This is a genomic window from Clostridium estertheticum (genome assembly GCF_011065935.2).
In the GTDB taxonomy this organism is placed as follows: domain Bacteria; phylum Bacillota; class Clostridia; order Clostridiales; family Clostridiaceae; genus Clostridium_AD; species Clostridium_AD estertheticum_A.
Genome location: NZ_JAAMNH020000001.1, coordinates 1,498,262 through 1,522,205 on the forward strand (window position 1 = coordinate 1,498,262; position 23,944 = coordinate 1,522,205).

19 protein-coding genes and 2 pseudogenes are annotated in these 23,944 nt (G+C 31.9%); 14 read left to right on the forward strand and 7 right to left on the reverse strand.

From position 1 onward, the window contains the following. Window positions 1–46 precede the first annotated feature (46 nt). Window positions 47–1,165 (forward strand): hypothetical protein, encoded by a 1,119-nt coding sequence (locus tag G9F72_RS06925; protein WP_164956604.1) that lies wholly within the window; start codon window positions 47–49, stop codon window positions 1,163–1,165. A 77-nt stretch (window positions 1,166–1,242) separates the two neighbouring features. Here G9F72_RS06925 and G9F72_RS06930 read toward each other — a convergent pair whose 3' ends face one another. Further along, complete coding sequence (locus G9F72_RS06930) at window positions 1,243–1,575, reverse strand: SdpI family protein (RefSeq protein WP_164956605.1); 333 nt, start codon at window positions 1,573–1,575, stop codon at window positions 1,243–1,245. Between the two features lie 142 nt (window positions 1,576–1,717). Further along, on the reverse strand, window positions 1,718–1,936 hold the full coding sequence (locus tag G9F72_RS06935; RefSeq protein WP_224676004.1) for a hypothetical protein: 219 nt from the start codon (window positions 1,934–1,936) through the stop codon (window positions 1,718–1,720). Window positions 1,937–2,200: 264 nt separating this feature from the next. Between G9F72_RS06935 and G9F72_RS06940 the strand changes: the two are divergent. From G9F72_RS06940 to gpmA, 3 genes and pseudogenes are all read left to right on the forward strand, one after another. Continuing rightward, window positions 2,201–2,281 (forward strand): annotated as a pseudogene (locus G9F72_RS06940) (IS607 family transposase); the annotation flags it as partial. Next, a pseudogene (locus G9F72_RS06945) lies at window positions 2,282–2,428 on the forward strand (RNA-guided endonuclease TnpB family protein); the annotation flags it as partial. Window positions 2,429–2,481: 53 nt separating this feature from the next. After that, the gene (gene gpmA / locus G9F72_RS06950; RefSeq protein WP_164956607.1) at window positions 2,482–3,219 is read left to right on the forward strand and encodes a 2,3-diphosphoglycerate-dependent phosphoglycerate mutase; all 738 of its coding nucleotides are present in this window, start codon (window positions 2,482–2,484) and stop codon (window positions 3,217–3,219) included. Window positions 3,220–3,321: 102 nt separating this feature from the next. Here the strand turns inward: gpmA and G9F72_RS06955 are convergent, their stop codons facing one another. The 4 genes from G9F72_RS06955 to G9F72_RS06970 form a co-directional block, all read right to left on the reverse strand. Beyond that, a complete protein-coding gene (locus G9F72_RS06955) occupies window positions 3,322–4,296 on the reverse strand; it encodes an ABC transporter substrate-binding protein (RefSeq protein ID WP_164956608.1) in 975 nt (324 codons plus the stop codon). Further along, window positions 4,283–5,044 (reverse strand): ABC transporter ATP-binding protein, encoded by a 762-nt coding sequence (locus tag G9F72_RS06960; RefSeq protein WP_164956609.1) that lies wholly within the window; start codon window positions 5,042–5,044, stop codon window positions 4,283–4,285. Before G9F72_RS06960 ends, G9F72_RS06955 begins: the two co-directional genes overlap by 14 nt. Beyond that, on the reverse strand, window positions 5,004–5,795 hold the full coding sequence (locus G9F72_RS06965) for an ABC transporter permease (RefSeq protein ID WP_164956610.1): 792 nt from the start codon (window positions 5,793–5,795) through the stop codon (window positions 5,004–5,006). The genes G9F72_RS06960 and G9F72_RS06965 overlap by 41 nt, the downstream gene beginning before the upstream one ends. Window positions 5,796–6,004: 209 nt before the next feature. Then, window positions 6,005–6,316, reverse strand: coding sequence for a hypothetical protein (locus G9F72_RS06970; protein ID WP_164956611.1), 312 nt, complete (start codon window positions 6,314–6,316; stop codon window positions 6,005–6,007). 448 nt (window positions 6,317–6,764) lie between these two features. Here G9F72_RS06970 and G9F72_RS06975 point away from each other — a divergent pair, with 448 nt between their 5' ends. The 9 genes from G9F72_RS06975 (at window position 6,765) to uppP (ending at window position 20,103) form a co-directional block, all read left to right on the forward strand. After that, entirely contained in the window at window positions 6,765–8,522 is a 1,758-nt protein-coding gene (locus G9F72_RS06975) for a sigma 54-interacting transcriptional regulator (RefSeq protein WP_224676005.1), read from the forward strand. Window positions 8,523–8,756: 234 nt separating this feature from the next. Beyond that, entirely contained in the window at window positions 8,757–11,777 is a 3,021-nt protein-coding gene (gene ygfK / locus G9F72_RS06980; protein WP_164956612.1) for a putative selenate reductase subunit YgfK, read from the forward strand. Between the two features lie 35 nt (window positions 11,778–11,812). Beyond that, a complete protein-coding gene (ssnA, locus tag G9F72_RS06985) occupies window positions 11,813–13,141 on the forward strand; it encodes a putative aminohydrolase SsnA (protein WP_164956613.1) in 1,329 nt (442 codons plus the stop codon). A gap of 84 nt (window positions 13,142–13,225) precedes the next feature. Next, complete coding sequence (thrC, locus tag G9F72_RS06990) at window positions 13,226–14,464, forward strand: threonine synthase (protein ID WP_164956614.1); 1,239 nt, start codon at window positions 13,226–13,228, stop codon at window positions 14,462–14,464. A gap of 38 nt (window positions 14,465–14,502) precedes the next feature. Further along, the gene (locus G9F72_RS06995) at window positions 14,503–15,990 is read left to right on the forward strand and encodes a pyridoxal-phosphate dependent enzyme (protein WP_164956615.1); all 1,488 of its coding nucleotides are present in this window, start codon (window positions 14,503–14,505) and stop codon (window positions 15,988–15,990) included. A 339-nt stretch (window positions 15,991–16,329) separates the two neighbouring features. Next, the gene (locus G9F72_RS07000) at window positions 16,330–17,010 is read left to right on the forward strand and encodes a response regulator transcription factor (RefSeq protein WP_164956616.1); all 681 of its coding nucleotides are present in this window, start codon (window positions 16,330–16,332) and stop codon (window positions 17,008–17,010) included. A 2-nt stretch (window positions 17,011–17,012) separates the two neighbouring features. Then, entirely contained in the window at window positions 17,013–18,386 is a 1,374-nt protein-coding gene (locus tag G9F72_RS07005; RefSeq protein WP_187356045.1) for an ATP-binding protein, read from the forward strand. Between the two features lie 159 nt (window positions 18,387–18,545). Then, window positions 18,546–19,226 (forward strand): VTT domain-containing protein, encoded by a 681-nt coding sequence (locus tag G9F72_RS07010; protein WP_164956617.1) that lies wholly within the window; start codon window positions 18,546–18,548, stop codon window positions 19,224–19,226. Window positions 19,227–19,317: 91 nt separating this feature from the next. Beyond that, window positions 19,318–20,103, forward strand: coding sequence for an undecaprenyl-diphosphatase UppP (gene uppP / locus G9F72_RS07015; protein WP_164956618.1), 786 nt, complete (start codon window positions 19,318–19,320; stop codon window positions 20,101–20,103). 75 nt (window positions 20,104–20,178) lie between these two features. Here uppP and G9F72_RS07020 read toward each other — a convergent pair whose 3' ends face one another. Further along, complete coding sequence (locus G9F72_RS07020) at window positions 20,179–21,642, reverse strand: amino acid permease (protein WP_164956619.1); 1,464 nt, start codon at window positions 21,640–21,642, stop codon at window positions 20,179–20,181. 437 nt (window positions 21,643–22,079) lie between these two features. Here G9F72_RS07020 and G9F72_RS07025 point away from each other — a divergent pair, with 437 nt between their 5' ends. After that, window positions 22,080–23,843, forward strand: a complete 1,764-nt coding sequence (locus G9F72_RS07025) for an N-acetylmuramoyl-L-alanine amidase (protein ID WP_164956620.1) — start codon at window positions 22,080–22,082, stop codon at window positions 23,841–23,843. Window positions 23,844–23,944: the final 101 nt, after the last annotated feature.

The following is a 23,944-nucleotide window of genomic DNA, read 5'->3' on the forward strand; positions in this document are numbered from 1 at the left end:
GAGAGCATACTGACAATTATTTAAAAATGTATTAGGGGGAGATTATATGGGGGAAACACCATGTACTGATGATAGTAATATTAAACAGGAACAAACAGAACGTTTTCTTTGCCCAGCCTGTGGCGGTAATATGGTATTTGAACCAAAGAAACAAAAATTAGTTTGTTTATATTGTTCAAGTGAAAGTGAAGTTAACTTTGAGAAAACAAATATAATTGAAAATGACTTTTATACTGCAGAGAAGATTAAAAATGTGAATTGGGGAAATGAAAAAAGAATAATTAAGTGTGAGAGTTGTGGTGCAGAGACTTTACTAGATGAAAATAGCACAGCACAGTTTTGTGCCTTTTGTGGTTCTTCACATATTATAAAAACCCAGCAAGAAGCAGGTATAGTACCTGAGTCACTAATACCCTTTGTTATATCTAAAGATAAAGCTGGAGAATTATTATCAAACTGGATAAAAAAATTGTTTTTTGCTCCTAGAGCACTTAAAACTAGTTATAACATGAACAAAATGAATGGGATATATATACCTTTCTGGACTTATGATAGTGAGACATTTTCAGATTATACTGCAGAACAAGGCACCTACTACTATGTAACTGAAACTGAATGGGTTGGTCAGGGTGCTGAAAGAAAGCAGGTTACAAAGCAAGTTAGAAAAACATCCTGGAGCGTTGCATCTGGTAATTATTCTAAGTTTTTCAATGATATATTAATTAATGCGTCATCGCAAATTAATAAACATATAATGAGTAAATTAGAACCCTTTAATCTAAATGAGCTAGTTCAGTATAAACCAGAATTTTTATCAGGGTTTTTAGCTGAAAGGTATAGCATAGATTTAAAATCAGGTTGGAATTTAGCTGAGGAGAAAATAGAAAGTAATTTAAGGGATGAGATTAGGCAACAAATAGGTGGAGATGAAGTAAGAAACTTAAGCTTTTCAACCTCCTATGATGCTATAAAATTTAAACATATTTTGCTACCTATATGGATTTCTGCGTATATTTATAAAGTTAAAGTATACAGATTTATGATAAATGGGCAAACCGGTGAAGTTGATGGAGAATCTCCAGTTAGTGTTGTAAAAGTAATGTTATTAATCTTAGCTATTTTAGCTGTGACTTTTGGAGCATATTTTTATTTTTCAAATAAATAGGAGATTAGAAAGTGTGTAATCGAGCCTCGTCAATAGGCTAATTAAAAAAGGGACTAACTCAAAAGCTAATGGTTATATTATAGTTTTCTGCTTCCATCATTAGTAAAAGTTCTTCTCAAATGAAGTTCATCTACTAAAATCATAATTACAGCACCAATTAGAAATATAATAACTTGATTATAGTCGCTACCAACTTTAATTAATTGATTTAATATAAATCCTAAAGCAATATAACTGAAACCAATTATTATAAAACTGTTCGCCGAGTATTTATGAGCCTCATTCCATGTATCTTGATTAATCATTGAAAATTTAGTTCTATACCCCCACATATTATTAATTTTTTTTGGTGGAACTATCTTAAATATTAAGCCACAAATTATGAATAATCCTCCTATAGTATAAAGCATTTTATATACCCCCATGATTTATTTAGATTTGAATAATAATTTTATATAGTGTCTTTATTAAATTATATACAATATTAATATAATTTACAAATATTTAGTATATGAATATATTGCTTTGCTAATCTTAAAGATACTATTCGGATTAAACAAAATAAATTATATCCTCAATTTTAAATTTCTTATTTGTTACCCCAAGTCTTTGAGCGGGAGTCACATTTTTACCTTTGTATTTATATGTCTCACAAAAATTTAGAAAGGTTCTTAAAATTGTCAAAGAATATTGAGCATACATTGGATTAAAATTAGCGTATATATAACTTTTACTTTCTCCACGACTTGATATAATTAACAGTCTAGCCATCTTCGGGTTCATTTATAGTGGGTCCGCCAGAGTATCTAGTTACAGGATAATTAGCTATCCATCGTTGCCTCCTTTTTCAGTACCTTTAAAAGCTCCTTATACTAATAAGGCAATCTTATCATTAAAAGGTAAACAAAGTTATTAAAAAAATATTTGAAATGCTTTTTATAGAGACGTTTTTAGATTTAATGGATATGTATAATGATTTGGAGTATAATAATCTAAATACAAATAATCGTAGATGAAGTCTTTAAAGGTATAGGGAGTGGACTTGAAATAATTGTTGTAAATAACGAAACTTTATCACCACAAGAAGAAATGGTTCAAGATTTAATCAATATTATTCTTTCAAGAAAATATGAGAGTTTAAAATTAAAAAATAAAAAAGAAGGAGGAAATGCTACTAGACAAAATATATCCAAACAAATAGTCAAGGTACAAAACCTTCATCAAAATCTATCTAATATTACAAAAGTAGATACATTGAAAAAGGAAAAATCTTGATATGGGTATGTTTGTCCATATTTTAAGTAGCAGTGATTAAATTGATTAAGCTAGTATTAATAAGACATGGCGAAAGCCTTTGGAATAAAGAAAATAGATTTACCGGATGGACAGATGTAGATTTATCAGAGAATGGTTTAATTGAGGCAAGGAAAGCAGGCGAAATACTTAAGCAAAATGGGTATACCTTTGACATAGCATATACGTCCGTATTAAAAAGGGCAATTAGAACTCTTTGGATTGCACTGCATGAGATGGACTTGATGTGGATTCCTGTATATAAGTCATGGAAGCTCAATGAAAGACATTACGGCGCTTTGCAAGGATTAAACAAGGCGGAAACTGCAGAGAAATATGGTGATGAGCAAGTTCATAAATGGAGAAGGTATGTAGATGTAAGACCACCAGAACTTTTGAAAACCGATGACAGATATCCAGGCAAGGAATTAAAATATAGCTCATTAAGAGAAGATGAGATTCCCACAACTGAAAGTTTAGAGGATACTGTAAAAAGGGTTATGGTTGAATGGTTTGAAGAAATAGCACCAAAAATTAAACAGGGTAATAAGGTTATAATTTCTGCACATGGAAATACGTTAAGAGCTTTAGTAAAATATCTGGATAACATATCCAGCGATAACATTGTAAATTTGAATATACCTACAGGTATTCCGCTTGTATATGAATTAGATGATAATTTGAAGCCTATTCGTCACTATTATTTAGAACTAGCTGGTAAATTGCCTCAAGAGACAATTCCAAAAACATTTGCGGAATAAAACAATTAAAGAAAGATAACCACGAAAAACTGCTGAAATATTTAAATATATTTCAGCAGTTTTTTCTGGTTTAAATATAATTCATTTATAAGATGAAAGGTATTATTTAAAATTAACTAATAAGCTTTTAATATCAACGGTTTTAGTTAACATTCCATTTTGCTTTAGAAAATCTTGAGTTTTATTAAGCTCTGTTATATCTTTTTCTGTTATTTCAGGATTAAAGTCATATAAGCCATACATACTTTTAACTTGATCCAATGTGAGCTTTGTCTCATCTGCAGTTAACTTATAAGTTTCATCTTGTTTATCCTTCATAAATTGTAGGCTTTTCTCATGAACTGCAAGATATCTTTTGGCTATATCAGGATATTTTTCTAAAAACTTTCCACTGGCTGCTATTACAATTGTTGCATCTAAAATTCCTTCACCAGTTGTGAGTATTCGTGCTCCATTTTTCTCAGCACTCGCAACGGAAGGGCCGGCCACAAGAGCTGCATCTACTTTTCCAGCTAGAAGAGCTGATACACTAGCTGGTATTGCCATATTGCTGAATTGCACATCATCTGCTTTTAAATTCTCTTTTGTAAGGGCACCAAGAAGTAACTGATGAAGTATTGTTCCCTTAGGACCAACTACTTTTTTTCCTTTAAGATTTTTTATAGTCTTTATAGCTGGATCCTTTACCATTATTGTAAATGCTTTTGGAGCTCTGCTGTATACTCCAATAATTTTAATATCAACCCCATTTGCCCCTGCAAGAATCACTGAAGTTGCACCAATGGCATTACAAAAATCAAGGGAACCTGCGGCTATTGCCTCTGTCATCTTTGAACCCTCTGTTATTTCGGGGTATTTAATATTAATATTATCTTTAGAAAATTCATTTTCAAAAAGCTGTTTTTTCTTTTCAATTATAGATGGTACATTTAAGGGTGCCTTCACATAAGAAATGTTAAGAACCTTAGGGTTCTCTACTTTTGGTGTACTTGCTTCTTGTTTTGGTGCACAACCAGTAAAAGAAGTTAAAATAATCAATGCACTTACAATAAAACTTGTTTTTTTATAAAAATTCATTTTGTTCCTCCTCTAGTAATTTATTAAAAATATTTAGAACTTCATTTTTATGGTGAAAAAATTCCAGACTGCTAGTATCTCTATAATAATTCATACTAACAGGCATTTCTTTTATTATATTGCCATTATCCATTACAATAATTTTTTGACCAAGGGATATAGCTTCTTCAATGTCATGAGTCACAAATAGGATTGTTTTACCACTTTTTATAAAAATATTTATCAATTCATTTTGAAGCTTTTTCCTATTAAATGCGTCAAGTGCTCCCAAGGGCTCATCCATAAGTATTATTTGTGGCTCATAACATAGAGTTCTTCCAAGGGAAGTTCTTTGAGCCATGCCTCCTGAAATTTGTGAGGGATAGGCTTTTCTAAAATTATACAGACCTAGTAGTTTCAAATAGGTGGATACTTTTTCTGCAACATAGTTTTTATCCTTACAGTTGATAAGGGAAAAAGCCATGTTCTCTTCCACAGTAAGCCAGGGCATAAGTCTAGGTTCCTGAAACACTATGGATACTTTATTGTTATCACTATCATTTGAATGAGTTAGTTCAATAGTGCCGCAAGTCTTATCCTCAAGACCACAGAGTAACTTTAATAGGGTTGTCTTGCCACAACCACTTTTGCCAACTATTGTTACAAAGCTTCCATCTTCAACAGTTAAATTAATGTTTTTTAGTGCATGGATTTTTTTATTTCCGATTTCATATGTCTTGGACAGATTTTTTATTATTAGGCCTGCCATATTCTATTCCCTTTCCGTTTGAACGCATAATATTTTTTGTTATTTTAATAAAAAAGTAATCAATAAAATAACCTAAAAGTCCTATAGATAATATGCCAACAATAACAATATCCGGTCTTGACAGCTGCTCCGCATCTATTATCATGTATCCGATTCCTGAAGATGCCGCTATAAGCTCAGCCCCCATTAGTGACCTCCAGCTATAACCCAAACCAAGTTGAATGCCTGTTATTATTGATGGTACTGCTTGAGGGAAGATGATTTTAAAGAACTTATCCCTTTTGCTAAAGTGAAATATTTCTCCAACCTCAAGAAGTTTTTTATCATAGTTTGTAACGCCATTTAAGGTATTTGAAAAAATAGGGAAAAATGTTGCTAAAAAAATAACAACAAATTTTGAAGATTCACCTATGCCGAGCCATAATATTAATATTGGTATCATGGCAATAGGGGGGATATGTCTCATAAATTCCAGAAAGGGTTCTAAATAAGGCATTGCCTTTGGCTTACTTCCTAAAAATATTGCAAGCGGAAAAGCAAAGGCAAAAGTTATTGCAAATCCAACAATAACTCTTGCAAAGCTTACCATTAAATTCTTAAGAAGGGCACCAGATTTAAGCAGTTCAAAAGCCGTAGCTAAAACTATGTTAGGTGACGGAATTATATAGCTGTTAAATACATGCAGCTTATCTACGATAATCCAAACTATTATTATGACTAATGGGATAATCAATCCTTTTATTTTTTTCATATATATTCCTTCCGTACTGCGTTATAATAAAATGCAAATAAAAAAAGCTCTCCAAATGGAAAGCATAATATAACAAAACCTCAGTTAATAAAATCTGTGTAGTTTGCATATCTTCTTTCCTTTCAGATTAGAAAAAGTCTTTTCTGTTAGGGTTATTTTAGGATTATCAAATAAAAAAAGAAAATCTCTAATTATCTGATTTAGGGAAACTATTTAATTATAATTTTAACTACTTGATGTTTTTTAAAATTAATAAATGGTGGCAGTCCAGCTGCTTTCTTAAGATAATCAAAAAATACTTCTTCATCTGGCATGATTTCAATATGAGCCGACATCTTTTCTTTAACAAAAAAGCCTAGACTTAATTCCACATCTTTGCCTACTGTAGTGAAGTGCTTCATTTTGCGTGATAATCTACCTGTTGCAAAATAAAGTGAACCATTTTCATAGAGATAAGAAATAATGGGTTTTCTACCGTTGTAATGGACCCTTAAGAATCCCTTAGATTTAAATTGAAGCATATAATTCCTCCTATTGCCTAAAGGCATATATAGTTATATTCAAAATTCTACTTTATTGTCATATTGCTATATATTACCACAATAGCTGCATGCTTTCAACTTTTAAAATATGCTATTATCTTTGTTTGAATATACAAATAGCGTTTAATTAGTATTAGATAGAGTTAAACATACGAAATATTCAGTTTAATTAAGTTAAATGGAAAGATAAATGATGCTTTAGATGAAAATGAAGAGGATAAAGGGAATTATTAGCCTTTGTTTCAGATAAAGATTTCTCATAGATAAAAAGACATAAAATAGCCTATATCTTAATTTACTTAGTAATTAAAGATATAGGCTATTTTACCTTTACATAAATATGCAAAAAGCTTAAAATTAAATTAGATACAGTTTGAATATTATTATATAAAGTTGAATTATTATTTTCGAAGGGGGAGTAAAAGTATTGAACTCCATATTAAAAAACATACAGGAAGCAGTAATTAAATATGCAAATATTATATCCCAGATTCTACAGGTAGAGGTCGAAATTGTAGATGATAATTTAATTAGAATAGCAGGCACAGGCATTTATAAAGATAAAATCGATGAAGATATATCCAAAGAGGGATACGTTTATAAAAAAGTTATAAAATCTGGAGAATCTCAGATTATATATGATCCAGGTAAAGATAAACTTTGCATACCTTGTCCTAAAAGAGATTTTTGTGTTGAAGAATTTGAAATGAGTACACCTATAAAATTGAATGAGAATACTATTGGAGTCATTGGTTTAATATGTATTAACAACGATCAAAAGAAGCACCTAATGGCCAGTTTTGATGTATATATGGCTTTCCTGCAGCAGATTTCTGAGTTTATAAGTAGTACCGCCTATGAAAAAAGAGAAAAGATGAGAACGCAGACCTTGCTACAACTACTAAATTTTGTAGTTGATAAAACTGAGCAAGGGGTAATTATAATAAACAAAGACAATTGTATTAATCATATAAATGAAAATGGATTAAAGGAACTAAATTTATCGGGAAATTTTACAAATCACAAAGTGAAAATTAAGATAAGCGGTGATAATGTTTTTGACCTTCAAGAATATGAACTAATGGTAGATAAAGAGGTTTTCAATGTTATTGGCAGTGTGCATTCTATAAAATTTAATGAAGCGCAATATGATAGGATGTTTTTCTTTCAAGATGCAAAAAAATTTAAAGAAAAATTATCAAATTTTGCTGCCTTTAATAAAGTAATAAAAAGTGTGGATATTTTTGGTGAATCTGTGCAAATTCTTAAATTAAAGCAAAATGTTAAAAAAATTGCAATGTCCTCATCTACAGTACTTATAACAGGAGAAAGTGGTACTGGAAAAGAGATGTTTGCAAGAGCTATCCATGATGAAAGTAACAGGAAGGACAAGCCATTTATTGCTATAAATTGTGGGGCCATTCCAGATATGCTTCTAGAGAGTGAACTTTTGGGATATGCAAAAGGCGCTTTTACAGGAGCAGATCCTATGGGTAAAATGGGCAAGTTTGAATTTGCTAATAAAGGTACTATACTACTAGATGAGATAGGAGACATGCCTCTTTATCTTCAAACTAAACTACTAAGGGTGCTACAAGAAAGAACCATTGTGAGAATAGGCTCAAATAAAATTATAGATATTGATGTTAGGGTGATAGCCACAACGAATAAAGATTTAGTAAAAGCCATAAAAGAAAACGAATTCAGAGAGGATTTATACTATAGATTAAATGTAATCCCTCTTGAAATCCCTCCGCTCAGGGAACGAAAGGAGGACATAAAACTACTTATAGAAACTTTTCTTGCAAAATATTGCAATTTATTTAATAAAAGCTTTTTAGATATAAAATTAGGTGAGGACATATGGCAAATATTTTATAACTATGAATGGCCAGGGAATGTACGAGAACTGGAGAATGCTGTGGAATATATTATTAATATGATGGGTACGGATGGGATTATAACAAAAGAAATTTTACCTAAAAGTATTTTTAATAATACAGCTAATATTTTTAATAATGAGGATGGGATATACACACTTAAATATCTTGAAAAAAACGCAATAAAAAATGCGCTGGTAAAATATGGTGAAACTACTGAAGGTAAAAAAAATGCAGCTATAAAGCTTGGAATAGGAATAGCAACATTATATAGAAAAATTGAAGAATATAATTTATCAAAATGATAATTTGTCGCTTCTAGGCACTTTGAATGATTGAAAATTCAAATAAAAGTGTTTTTATCATAATGATAATTTTTATCATTATGATAATTTTTTTTATAAATTTTTAATGACATACACATTGCAACCCTTGATATAAGCTATGTATTTACGCAATAATATTGGCACAATTATTGCGTAATATATTATAGAATTAGAATTATTGCCAGTGCTATATATATTTGAGGAGGAAGATTAATGAGTGATAAGATGCGTCCAATTTCCTTTGAAAGAATGGTTATGTGGATTACTAGTGAATTAAAAGAAAAAGAATCTATTTTTGGTATTCAAAGGAGTAAATTCTACAATAACAAAAGTGGAAAATATATTAAGATGTTTGGTGAAAAGTTGTCATCTCCAATTGGACCTGCAGCAGGTCCAAATTCTCAATTAGCACAAAATATTGTTGTTTCCTATTTAACAGGATCACGTTTTATTGAACTAAAAACAGTACAAATTATAGATGGTGAAGATATAACTGTTGCTAAACCTTGTATAAATGCGCAAGACGAGTGCTACAATGTTGAGTGGTCTACTGAACTTACAGTTCCAGAGGCTTACGCGGAGTATGTGAAGGCTTGGTTTTTGATTCATGTTTTGATGAAAGAACTGAAACTTAGCGTGGAAAAAGACTTTATGTTTAATATGAGTGTAGGCTATGATTTAGCAGGTATAAAGTCTCCTAAAATAGATGACTATATTGAAGGAATGCGTAATGCATCCACTACTGGGATTTGGAAGGAATGCAAAACAGTAATTCTATCTAATATTGATATGTTCCATAATTTTAATAAAGAGGATTTGGAGAAAATTTCTCCTGTTATTTGTCCATCCATAACATTGTCTACACTACACGGATGTCCTCCAGACGAAATTGAGAGGATATCTAATTATTTGCTTAAAGAAAAAAGCTTGCATACTTACATAAAAATGAACCCTACTATTTTGGGCGAAAAGTTTGTAAGGGATACTTTAGATGAAATGGGTTATGAATATATTAAGGTTAACGCACATCATTTCGTAAATGATTTACAGTTCGATGATGGAATAGCTATGCTAAAACGTCTGAAAATAATAGCTAAGGGACTTAATTTAGAAGTGGGAGTAAAACTAACCAATACACTACCATCTAGAATTGAAAATAATGAATTGCCAGGGGAAGAAATGTACATGTCAGGTCGTTCACTTTATCCTTTGTCAATTACATTAGCAAGTAAACTCGCTAGAGAATTTGATGGAGACCTTCTAATTTCTTATTCAGGGGGTGCGGATGCATTCAATGTTGAAAAGATTTTAGCTACTGGTATTCAACCAATTACAATTGCAACTACAGTTTTAAAACCAGGTGGTTACGCACGAATAACACAAATGGCTGAAAAAGTGGAGGCACAACTTAAAAATGATTTAACGAAAATTGATGTAGAGCTATTAGAAAAACTCGCTAGTGGAGCGTTAAAGGACAAGCATCATCAAAAGGAGCTACGTACTGTAGGAAGCAGAAAACTTTCTTCAAAGCTACCACTTTATGATTGTGCCATAGCACCTTGCAGCATTGGATGTCCCATTAACCAACAAATTCCAGAATATGTTGCATTAGTTAAAGAAAAAAAATATGATGAGGCCTTTTCTATAATTGCGAAAGATAATGCTTCGCCAGCCATTACAGGAACTATATGTGATCATCAGTGCCAGTATAAATGTACAAGGCTAGACTATGATGAATCTGTTTTAATAAGAGATATGAAAAAAATTGCAGTACTTAACGCTGAAGATAAATTTAACGCTGCCATTATCCCAGCAGAGATAAAAAGTGATAAGAAGGTTGTGATTATAGGTGCAGGTCCTGCAGGGCTTTCAGTAGCACTTTTCCTTCGAAGAAATGGGGTAGAAGTAACTGTAAAAGATAAAAAATCTAAAGCCTATGGAATTGTAGAGCATGTTATTCCAGAGTTTAGAATTCCAGCTGCTATGATTAATAAGGACTTTGAAATGGTGAAAAGCCAAGGAGTAAAATTTGAATTTGACGCTGATGAGAATTTCAATATTGAGGAACTTAAAAAACAATATGATTATGTAGTAATTGCAATAGGGGCAGAAAAACCAGGTGCCTTAAACCTTGCAGAGGGGGAAAGCGAAACAATTAATGCTATTTCTTTCCTTTCAAACTTTAAAAGAGAGAAAGGTAATGTGACCCTTGGAAAGCATGTATGTGTTATTGGTGGTGGAGATATTGCAATGGATACGGCAAGAGCTGCTAAAAGAGCTATAGGCGTTGAAACAGTTTCCATTGTTTATAGAAGAACAAAACAATATATGCCGGCGGATGCAGAAGAAATTCATGCTGCAATGTCTGATGGAGTTATTTTTAAAGAACTTCTTGCACCTAGTGAGATTATTGATGGAAAACTTATCTGCACTGAAATGGTTTTAGGAAATAGAGATGCATCAGGTAGAAGAAGTCCCGTTTCTACTGGTAAAACAATAACACTTGATGCAGATACAGTTATAGTTGCGGTAGGAGAACGAGTTGACAGTGATCTAATGAAAAAAATAGGAGTTGAAGTTGATTCCAAGGGTTTCCCAGTAGTAAGTAAAGCACTTGAAACAAGCATTGCTAATGTTTATGTTGGAGGCGATGTTAAAAGCGGACCAGCTACTATTGTTAAAGCCATGGCAGATGGAAAAGTGATTTCTAAAGATATTTTATCAAAACTTGGTTTAAGTGTGGATTTTGATAAAAAGGCTATTGTTGATATGGATGAAAAAGATCTATATAGCAAAAAAGGTATCTTAAATGATCCGATTACCAATGAAAAAGAAGGAGAAAGGTGCCTTGCTTGTGATAAAATTTGTGAACTATGCGTTGATGTTTGTCCTAATAGAGCAAATATGGTTATTAGAGTGGAAGAGGGTTTCAATTCTACTCATCAAATTATTCATTTAGATGGCATGTGCAATGAATGTGGTAACTGTGGTATTTTCTGCCCTCATGATGGCAATCCCTATAAGGATAAAATAACTGTTTTCTGGAGCGAAGAAGATTTTGTAGATAGTACTAATAAGGGATTCACTTTAATAGATAAGGAAGACAATAGTTGCAAGGTTAGAACAGAAGAGGGCAATGTTGTAAATTATACTTTGGGACAAGAAAATGTTATATCAAAAGAAATGCAAAACATGATAAAAACTTTTATAAACAATTATAGTTATATGTTATAGTTTTTTAAATTTAGATTTTGACTGGAGGAAAATGAATGTTACTTATTGGAAACGGTAAAGTTATCACAAGGGACGAAGCAAGGCCTATTATTGACAATGGTTGCATCGCTGTAGAAGGAAATAAAATCATTGAAATTGGTTTAACTAAAGACCTTAAAGAAAAATATAGCTCGGCAAGATTTATGGATGCTAAAGGACGACTTATTATGCCAGGGTTTATCAATACTCATATGCATTATTATAGTACCTTTGCTAGGGGCATGGCCAATGATAGCCCCGCTGCTACAAAATTCTCGGATATTCTAAAAGGCTTATGGTGGAGACTTGATAAAACATTAACCCTAGAAGATGTTTATTACAGTGCAATAGGGCCAATGATAGATGGAGTAAAAAATGGTGTAACAACTGTTTTCGATCATCATGCCAGTCCCTATGCAATTACAGGAAGTCTGTTTAAAATTGCAGAGGCAGCAGAAAGCATAGGTATTCGTAGTAATTTGTGTTATGAAACCTCAGATAGAGATGGAGAAAAAATTGCTCTTGAAGGAATTACTGAAAATGTGGATTTTATAAAACATTGCAATAAAAAAAATGATGATATGCTTAAGGGAATGTTTGGACTTCATGCTTCAATGACAATTTCAGATTCCACATTGGAAAAATGTATGGATTCTATTTCAGGGTTAGATGCAGGTTTTCATGTTCACACAGCAGAAGGTATTGAAGATGTGGAAGACTGCAAAGCAAAGTATGGTATGGGTATTGTGGAGAGATGGAACAAGTCTGGTGTTCTATCTCCTAAGACCATAGCAGTACATTGTATTCACATATCAGAAAAGGAAATGGATATGCTTAAAGAAAAAGATGCAATAGTTGTCCATAACCCTGAATCTAATATGGGTAATGCTGTAGGAGCATCACCAATACTTGAAATGCACAAAAAAGGTATTCTTCTTGGCCTTGGAACAGACGGTTACACTAGCGACATGATGGAATCGTACAAGGTTGGAAATATTATTCATAAGCATGTGAAATGTGATTCTACTGTAGCTTGGGGAGAAATCCCTGAAATGCTATTCCAAAATAATAGGAAAATTACGGAGAGATTTATTTCAAATCCAGTTGGTATTTTAAAACAAGGAGCTTTGGCCGATATTATCATTGTAGACTATAATCCACCAACACCAATAAATGAAAATAATATTAATAGTCATTTGCTATTTGGTATTAATGGACGTTTTGTAGATACAACAATTATAAATGGTAAAGTGGTCATGGAAGACAGAAAGCTTGTGAGCATTGATGAAGAAAAGATTATGGCAAAAAGCCGAGAGCTAGCAAGGGATGTTTGGATCAGATTTTAATAAATAAAATGCTGCGATACATTAGTATGGTTACATTGATCCTATAATATATGCATAAAATCTAAAGAAAATAGAGGTGGAATAATGAAAAAAATTAAGCATTTGAAATGCTCAAAATGCGGAGCAGTTGTAAGTGAAGAGGTTATGTATAACTGCCCCCACTGTGGAACTTCCGGCACTCTTGATGTTATTTATGATTTGGATTTAGTTAAGAAGGAATTAACTAAAAAATATTTGAAGGAAAATAGTGACACTAATATATGGAGGTACCTTCCAATCCTTCCTCTAGAGGGCTTAACTGGAGCAGCACCGCTTCAAATAGGAATGTCGCCACTATATAAATCTTGCAGACTTGAAAAACTTTTAAATATAAAAAATGTTTACGTAAAAGATGAAGGAAGAAATCCTACTGCCTCCTTTAAGGACAGAGCTTCAGCTGTTGGTATTGCAAAAGCTATAGAACTTAAAAAAGATGTAATATGTGCTGCCTCCACAGGCAATGCAGCATCTTCAGTATCTGGATTTGCAGCTTGTATGGGAATTGAAAATTATATTTTTGTTCCTGAGGCAATTCCAGAAGGAAAGCTTGCACAACTTTTAGTATTTGGAAGCAAGGTAATCCTAGTAGATGGAGATTATGACACCGCCTTTGATTTTTGCCTAAAGGCAGTAGATCATTTTGGATGGTATAACAGAAGTTGCGCTATTAATCCATATTTGGTTGAAGGTAAGAAAACAGCAGCTTTTGAAATATGCGAGCAGTTAGATTTCAAAGTTCCTGATAAGGTAATTATGTCTGTTGGGGATGGTTGCTCTATTGCTGGAGTTTGGAAGGGTTTTAAAGAATTTTATGAACTAGGCTTAATTGATAAGCTACCAGTAATGGTATCAGTACAAGCTGAGGGATCAAATCCTGTAAATAGAGCTTATATAAACAATAAATTTGAATTTGACTATGTGGCTCCAAAAACAATAGCAGACAGTATTTCTGTAGGGATACCGAGAAATGGATATAAGGCACTTAATGCCTTAAATGAAAGTAAGGGAATTGCAGTAGATGTAAGTGATGAAGAAATATTAAATGCCATGACAGTTCTTGCAAGACATACAGGAGTATTTGGAGAACCTGCAGGTGTAACAGCCTTTGCAGGACTTATGAAACTGGCAAGTGCCGGAGTTATAGGACCAGATGAGAGTGTAGCTTTCATTGTTTCAGGTAGTGGACTAAAGGATGTAAAATCTGCTCAAATGGCGGTTACAAAGCCACAGAAGATTAAGCCAGATCTAGATTTGCTTATAAAGTATTTTGAAGATAACAAATAAAAACAAAATAAATATATATATAAAGAGGAGGATTTTAATTGAAAAATTTAATAGATTTAACAATCAATGAAGAGCAACTTAAAAAAACCGTGGAGAGTGCTAAAGAAAGAAATGTTGTTATACCAACTTTTGCTCAGATGAAGGATCCTAGTAAGATACCTGCAGAGATTAAAGAAAAATTAAAAACTACTGGTTTATGGGATATTGATCCTGTTAATTTGTTCAGAATTTCTTGGAAAAATCAACCTGTAAAAGAGGGTGGACTATACAATGACCTACCAAACTATATAGAAATTCCTTCAGAAATATCAGGTGTTAAAGCAAGAATTTTTGCAATGGTTGGAAAGTATTTTCCAGTTGGATGTCATAAGGTTGGAGCAAGTTTTGCTTGCCTAGTTCCACGTTTAGTTACTGGACAATTTGACCCTACTTTTCATGAAGCAGTTTGGCCATCAACAGGTAATTACTGCCGTGGTGGAGCTTACAATTCTGCATTACTTGGATGCAAAGCTGTTGCTATATTACCTGAAAATATGAGTAAAGAACGTTTTGACTGGCTTTCAAAAGTAGCTGGAGAAGTTATTGCAACTCCTGGTTGTGAAAGTAATGTAAAAGAAATTTATGATAAAACATGGGAACTTAGAAATACTAGAGATAACGTTGTTATATTTAACCAATTTGGTGAACTTGGCAATCATTTATGGCATTATGAAGTAACTGGTAATGCAATGAACGACATTGTTAAAGCTGAAGCTGGTAAAAATGGAAGATTTGCTGGTGTATGCTTAACATCAGGTTCAGCAGGTACACTTGGAAGTGGAGACTTTATGAAAGATCAATACCCAAATTCTAAAATAGCAGTTGGTGAAGCACTCCAATGTCCAACACTACTAAATAATGGTTTTGGTGATCATAGAATTGAAGGTATTGGTGATAAACATATTCCTTGGATTCATAATGTTCGCAACACAGATATGGTTGTTGCTGTTGATGATAATGATGCATTGGCTATGTTTAAGCTATTTAATGAACCAGCTGGAAAAGCATATTTAAAGCAGCAAGGAATTTCAGAAGATCTAATTGAAAAACTTTCATATGTTGGTATATCTGGTGCTGCAAATATCCTAACTTGTATTAAATTTGCTAAATACTATGAGTTAACAGAAAATGATATGGTAATGACAGTACTTACAGATTCAGCAGAAATGTATGGATCAAGACTAGAAGAAATGAAAACAGAAAGAGGCAGAGATTATTCAGAAGTTGATGCTGCTATTGATCATAACAGAAGTGTTTTAGGTGTTAGAACAGACAGTATGGAAGAGTTAACTTACCAAAGTAAAAAACGCATTCACAACCTTAAGTACTACACTTGGATTGAGCAACAAAAGTACGATTTGGATGAGTTAAATGCACAATGGTATGATTATGAAAATTATTGGGGAAAACTGCATCAAATGGGACCAGAACTAGATAAACTTATCGAACAATTCAATGAAAGAACTGGACTTACAAAGTCAAAGTAAGCCATAATAAAGATAACAGAAGCTATTGAAGACAGATATATCGTCTCAGCAAATTTAGTAAAAAGCAAATAAAATATAAAACGCCAGTTGGGTTGCAGATTAACGTGCAACTTGCCTGGCGTTTTTTTGATAATTATTTTTAAAGTTTGTCCTATAAAAATGATTACTTTATTAAAATTATTTATAATTTAATAGGGCGTTATGGAATCTTCACCAAATTTAAATAGTGAATAAAGAAAAGGTGTGGATGAATATGGCTAAGAACGTGATAATAGTGTATATTAGTAATATATAGTGGGCCACTAGCTCACTATTTCAGTATAAAAGGGTGGTGTTATCTTGAAGGATTTTAGAATTCTTTTAGTGGAAGATGAAAAACTAATGTCAATGTTCGTTGAAATGGAATTAAATCATGAAGGATATGATGTTGATTTGGCCTACGATGGACGAGAAGGTCTAAATATCGCAGAGGAAAATCAATATGATTTAATACTCCTTGATATTATGATACCTGGAATTAATGGAATTGAGGTTTGCAGAAGAATAAGACAATCCTCCACGGTACCTATAATTATGCTTACGGCAAAAAGTGATATATCAGACAAGGTCTTGGGCCTTGATGTAGGTGCAAATGATTATCTCACAAAGCCCTTTGCAATAGAAGAACTATTAGCAAGGATTAGGGTGTATGAAAGAAATAAATCCATAAGCAATAACAGGGACGAAATCAAAGTGAAAGATATTGTCATGGATAATAAGGCTCATAATGTTAAGCGAAATGGCAAGGAGATTGAACTTACAAAAAAAGAGTATGACCTTTTAGAGATGCTGCTGATAAATAAAGATGTTGTGCTTACAAGATCGCAGTTAATCGAAAAGGTATGGGGTTATGACTACATAGGAGATACTAATGTAGTAGATGTGTTTATAAGGTATTTACGAAGTAAAATTGATGATGGATTTGAAGATAAACTTATAACTACTATAAGAGGTGTTGGATATGTTGTTAAAGGTGAATAATTATGAATTTTAAAATTATTAAAAGTGCAAAAGTTTCTGTAAAATTAACTGTAGTTTATGCAGTGATGTTCTCATTAGTTTTGCTGATTTTAAATGCATCCGTTTTATATGGAATAAAATATTACTTGTATAGCCAGGCAAATAAGCAAGTAGAAGATGTTAAAATAATGGTGTTAAATAAGGCTATATCAAAGACAGAACAAGTAGATCTATCCGATAAAAAAATAATTTCAGATGTTCCATCTAAAGAAAATATATCTATAAGGATAGTAAAAGAAGATGGAAAGGTATTAAACATATCCACGGAGTTTAAGTATAGTATTAAAATTAAAGAACCCTTTGATAAAATTAAAAAAATTAAAGAGAATGATAAACATTTGGTATTTAAAAATTTAAAAATTGAAACCGTGAAATATGGTCCCGTGTATATTCAAATAGTGAAGGATATGGAGAATGAATATGACTTCCTTACAATTCTATTTGCACTTATGGCAGTAGCCGATTTTATAGGGATTATTGCTTCAATTTTACTTGGGTATAGTATAAGCAAAAAAATGTTACAACCAATAGACTATATAACTAAAGCTGCTGATAATATTAGCATTAATAATTTAAAGGAAAGGATAGAGGTCACAGGTCCCGATGATGAACTTAAAAGACTAGGTAATACATTTAATAAAATGATAGATAGGCTCCAGGGAGCCTTTGACAGGCAAATTCAATTTGTATCTGATGCATCACATGAGCTTAGAACTCCTATTGCAGTTATCCAAGGTTATGCAAACTTACTTGATAGATGGGGAAAAGATGATAAAGAAGCCTTAGAAAAGTCTATTCATGCTATTGTGCTAGAAAGTAGTAACATGGAAAACTTAGTCGAAAAACTATTATTTCTTGCAAAGGGTGATAGCGGGAATCAAATAATAGAGAAAAGTGAATTTTGGCTAAATGAGCTTATTTCCGAAGTGGTGAGTGAAAGTGTACTTATAGACCCTAGGCATATTATATCAAGCCACAGAAATGATCCTGTAAGTATATTTGCAGATTATAAAATGATGAAGCAGATGCTCAGGATATTCATTGAAAATAGTATTAAATTTACGCCAGAACAAGGGGAAATTGATATAAGTTCAGAGATTTGCAATAAAACAGTAAAGATTATTATTAGTGATAGTGGCGTAGGAATTCCAAAAGATGAAATCCAAAATATATTTGAAAGGTTTTATATTGTAGATAAGTCTAGATCTAAAGAAAAAGGTGGTACTGGGCTTGGATTATCTATTGCTAAATGGATTATAGAGATGCACAAGGGAACTATAAATGTAGTAAGTGAGGAAAGCATTGGAACAAAAATAACTATAATATTAAACATCTAGATTTCAGATTTATCTGTTGTCTAGGTGTTTTTTTATTATTGATATCATAATTCTTAAGCTAAATCTCAGACTTTTTTAATCTAATCTTAATCTTCCAAATATATAATAAAAAACATGGGAAAACTTATAGAAATGTTATTCAACGAAAGGGGAAAAATTATGGACATTTTAATTAACTTTATAAATGGATTAATGCATATTGATAAGTATTTAGCTTTAATAATACAGCAGTATGGCATATTAACATATGTTATTCTTTTTATTATTATCTTCATTGAAACAGGCTTGGTTGTTATGCCACTATTGCCAGGAGATTCAATGTTATTTGCAGCAGGAGCACTAGCAGCAATTGGATCAATGAATATATTTACTCTTCTAGTAGTAGTATATCTTGCTGCAGTACTTGGGGATACTGCTAATTATTATATTGGTAAAAAAATTGGGAAAAAGATACTCGCGAAAGAAGAAGTAAGATTTATAAATAAGGAGTATTTAATAAAGGCTCAGAAGTTTTATGAAAAACATGGTCAAATGACAATAGTGATAGCAAGATTTATTCCTATAATTAGAACCTTCGCACCTTTTTTAGCGGGTATTTCCGAAATGAATTACTCTAAATTTATACCTTATAATATGATTGGTGGAGGATTATGGGTAAGTTTATTCTTAGGCATGGGTTTCTTATTTGGTAATCTATCGTTTATAAAAAATCATTTTTCTTATGTTTTAATAGCTATAATAATTATTTCATTACTGCCTGGAGTTATAGTGTTTATAAAAGAAAAGAGAAAAAAAGGGGAAAATAATGAAGATGATATCCTTAGCGCGGAGAGTAAATAGCTCCATCAAAAGTTCGTCGTCTTTATAAAAAAATAGTATAAATAGGATATTTCAAAATGAATATAAAACTTTAAAGCAGAGGAGAAATTATATGAATATTTTACAAGCTATTGTTTACGGAATAGTACAGGGAATTGGGGAGTTTCTCCCAATATCAAGCACAGCTCATTTAGTATTAGTTCCATGGTTTTTTGGATGGAAGGATCCTGGCGTTGCTTTTGATGTAGCATTACATCTAGGAACTTCAGCAGCAGTAATTCTATTTTTTTGGAAAGATTGGGTTAAATTAATTAATGCTGGAATTCGGAAACCTAAATCAAAGGATGGAATGTTATTTTGGCTACTTGTTTTAGCAACAATTCCTGGCGGTTTATTCGGAGTTTTATTAGATAAATATATGGAAGCCTTTAGAAACCCTGCTCTTATTGGAGTTACACTTATTGTTTTGGGTATAATATTATATTATGCAGATAAAAATAGTGCTGAAAAAATTAAACTAGAAGATATAGGATTAAAAAGAAGTCTTATAGTTGGTATTTCTCAAATATTTGCAATAATACCAGGTGTATCACGATCAGGTATTACTATGTCTGCAGGTCGTTATTTAGGAATAGAAAGAGAAGCTATAGCTAAGTTCACTTTTTTACTATCAACTCCCATAATAATTGGAGATGCATTATATCATGCCACAAAAATGGGAACTGTTACTATAGATAAAACACCATTTATTGTAGCTGTTTTAACAGCTGCAGTCGTAGGCTTTTTAAGTATTAAATTTTTACTGAATTATTTAAAAACTAAAGGATTTGGGGTATTTTCTATATATAGATTTGTTTTAGGTACCGTAGTTATAGCTACATATTTTATTAGAGGTTAGAAAAAGAGCTAAAGCTGGCATGCTTTAGCTCTTTTGTTGCAATTTTTTAAATATATAAACTAGAAGTCTTCTAAATTATATATTTATATCCTCTGACCTATTTATATCATTTTTTTTATTTGATATCTTTGCGATTAAAGGTAGAATAAGTCCGAGTCCTAAAAGAACAAATGGCGTTAATAAATTAAGTACAAGTTGGAAAGTGTACTCTGATTTGTTTGTTGCTGCTTTTGGGAACATTCCCATGATGCATGCAAATGCTGTAAATGCGAAACACCATAAACCTATTATGAATGCTAGTTTATCATTCTTTATAAATTTATATTCAGAAGAGAATTTCTTTTTAGCAAAGCCTCTTAAGGCCATGTATGCTAAGAATACCCACAAATACCTTATTGGCATAACAATTGAATTTAGGTCTAATAACCAGTTAAATAAAGTATTCATATCTCCAATACCTAAGGCTGGTACAATTATTAAAATTCCAACTAAAACAGCGGTCATTTTGTATCCATTAATTGGAGCTCCATATTTGTTTGTTTTCATTAGACTAGCAGGAATATATTTTTTATCTCCTTCTGCAAATAATATTTTTAGTGGAGCATCAATGGAGAATGCTAATGCAGAAATTTGAGCAAGCATATTCGCAATAGCATACAAAATTAGGAATAAGTTTCCTACTCCGTAGTAGTTCCCCAATGTTTTAAATGCGTAGTACTGTCCATTCATTTTTAAATCTACTGGGATGTGATTTCCATCAAACATCATTCCCATTGCAACTGAACCGAGTAATGCTGATACTGCAACCATTATTGCAAGTACGATCATTCCCTTAGGGAAATTTCTTGATGGGTCTTTTGTATCATTAACATAAGGTGCTATTTTTTCACATCCACCTACTGCAAACACTAGCATAGATATTGTTGTGAAATATGCAAAGTTGAAATCTGGAATAAATGATTTGAATGTTATGTGTGCTGTTGCAATTTTCACACCTGTAATTGAAGGTGCTGCGATTACCATCACTATGTATAGCATTGACATTACAAATACAGATATCCCTGCTATGGTTCCTATTTTCTTCAATGAATTAACACCCCTTGAAGCAAACCATATGAAAAATAAAAATAGTAATAATGTTATTGATTGCAGCACTAGTGGACTAAAACCCTTTATGAATTTTCCGTTTTGTGTTGCTACCCATCCTAATGCTATTAAAATTGACTGAGGTTTTTGTGCTAAATATGGTACATGAACTACCCAATAAGTCCATCCTGCTAAGTAAGCCAGGGTTGGCCCCATTGTAGATTTGATCCATGTACTAACCCCTGCTTTTCCGTCCTGAAATGTAGACCCTAATTCCCCTACCATTAAAGCATAAGGTATAAAATATAATGAAATAATAAGTACCCATGATCCAACAACGTGTAAACCTTGATTGGCAAAGTTATTAACAACATTTCCAAATCCCCATACCATAACAAAAGCAATAAGTGCTAGATTTTGCCACGTAAGCTTTTTAACTTCTATCTTGTTCATTTTATGAACTCCCTCCAATAAATTAATTTATAATTGCTTTTAATCGTTTACAAGGACTATATTTCTCCAAAATTTTCCCTGATACCCATATACAATAACATTATTCGCATTTTTTTGCAACATTTCATGCTTATTTTTCTATTTCCTGAAATATTATGTATCATTTTTTAATTATTACCATATTTTTTAAGTAATTTGTTCTTTATTAATGTTCTTAGCATAAGATTGTTATAAAAATTTACAGACAAATGTTATAGTTTAATACTTCTTTTAAATTTGTTAAAAAAAATATTAAAAAATATTTATAAATCCTACAGAATAGAATGAAAATGTAGTATACTTAACTCAGAATTAATACCACAATTTACAATCATATTTAAAATTATGTAAATTATCCTTAATTAAATATGATAACTATGGGGATTCAGGAGGGCTATATGAAAAATATCTTTAAAACATTTATAACTATAATTTTAGCTTTTGCATTGTGTATACCTATGCAAATAATAGTTAAGGCTAGCACGTATACGGACATAGGCGCTAAAAAGAATGTGGTTGTTAGTAAACCTTGGACAGTGAGTTTTAATAAATCACTAAGTTCTACTACTGTGAATAACACAAATATTAAGGTGGTCGGCCAGGATAGCAAATTCATAGACATTAATGTTAGTTTAGCTAATAACAATAAAAATGTAATAGTAAGGCCTATACAAAATTATGAAGCCAATAAGGACTATACTTTGATAGTGACGGAAAAGGTTAAATCTACAGACGGAAAGCCTCTTCCTAAAGAAGTTAGAATGGATTTTAGTACAGGTGCACCTACAAAACCAAGTGAGTTCACTGTATGTATTGATCCCGCTCAGTACTTTAAAGAGATCACTGGTAAAAATGGTGCTAAGGCTAAGGAGATAAATTTAAGTACAGCGTTAAAACTAGGTAATATCCTAAAAGCAAGAGGATTCAAAGTTGTATATACTAGAGAAAGTGATTCAGTATCCTGGAATGTGAGTAATGAGGATGATGCAAAAGCTGCAATAGCGAAGAATGCAAAGGCTGATGTTTTTTTGAGTATAAACACTAATTCATATCCACTAGATACTTCAAATGGAATTGAAACATATTACCAATCGGATGTTAGTAATAAGAATAAACTGCTAGCAGGATTAATGCAAAGCGAACTTATAAAAGCAACAGAGGCTAATGATAGAGGAATAAAAGACGGAAGTTTTGAAATATTAAATAAGACAAGCTGTCCATCTGTAGTTTTGGAATTAGGATTCCTAAGTAATCCAGAAGAAGAGATGTTATTAACTAATGAAAAGTATCAAAATAACGCTGCTAAGGCTATAGCAAATGGGCTAATGAAATATGCAGGTTTTGCAAATACGGATTCTAACTACGATTCTATTTTTAATGTATCTTCAGTGGGAGATATAATAGTTAATTTGGAAGTAGGTAATCAGTATACTTTCCCTAAAACTGTACTGGCCACTATGAGTAATAATTCAAAAAAAGAGGTTGAAGTAGAATGGCCTGAGGCTTTAGTTTCTTTAACTAAGGCAGGTACTTATACCTATGAAGGAATTATAAAAAATTATGATAAGAAAGTGAAAGTTACAATTAATGTAAAAGAGGTAGCTTTAAAGAAGTATAAAGTGGTTTTAGACGCAGGGCATGGAGGAGCGGATTCAGGAGCAGTAGGAGCGATGGGTACTAAAGAAAAGACTATAGTACTCGCAATTACTTTAAAAGTAGGAAATATATTGGCTAAGAATGGTGTTGACGTGGTATACACAAGAACAATTGATAAAACCCAGAGTCTTCAAGCAAAATGTGATGTTTCAAATAATGCTAAACCAAATTATTTTGTAAGTATACATGCCAATAGTTTTTCAGTTCCCACAGTAAGTGGTATTGAGACTTTTTATAAGAGTGGTAGTGCAGCCGGACAAAAGCTAGCTCAAGCTGTTCAAACTGAGTTAATTAAAGCAACCGGAAGAGTAGATAGGAAAATTAAAACAGCAGGTTATTATGTTTTAAATAATACAAATACTACAGCTATATTGGTAGAAACATCCTTCGTGTCTAATGCAGCAGAGGAAAAACTATTAATTACAACAACTTACCAAACAACATTAGCCCAGGCAATTTCAACAGGTATTTTAAAAAGTTTAGGAATCACTAAAATAGTGTTATAAAGCTAATAAATGTGATTAAAAAGAGTGAAATATATAAGAATATATTTCACTCTTTTTTTCTTTGCTAATATACATAATTATCTTATAATTATATTATAAAT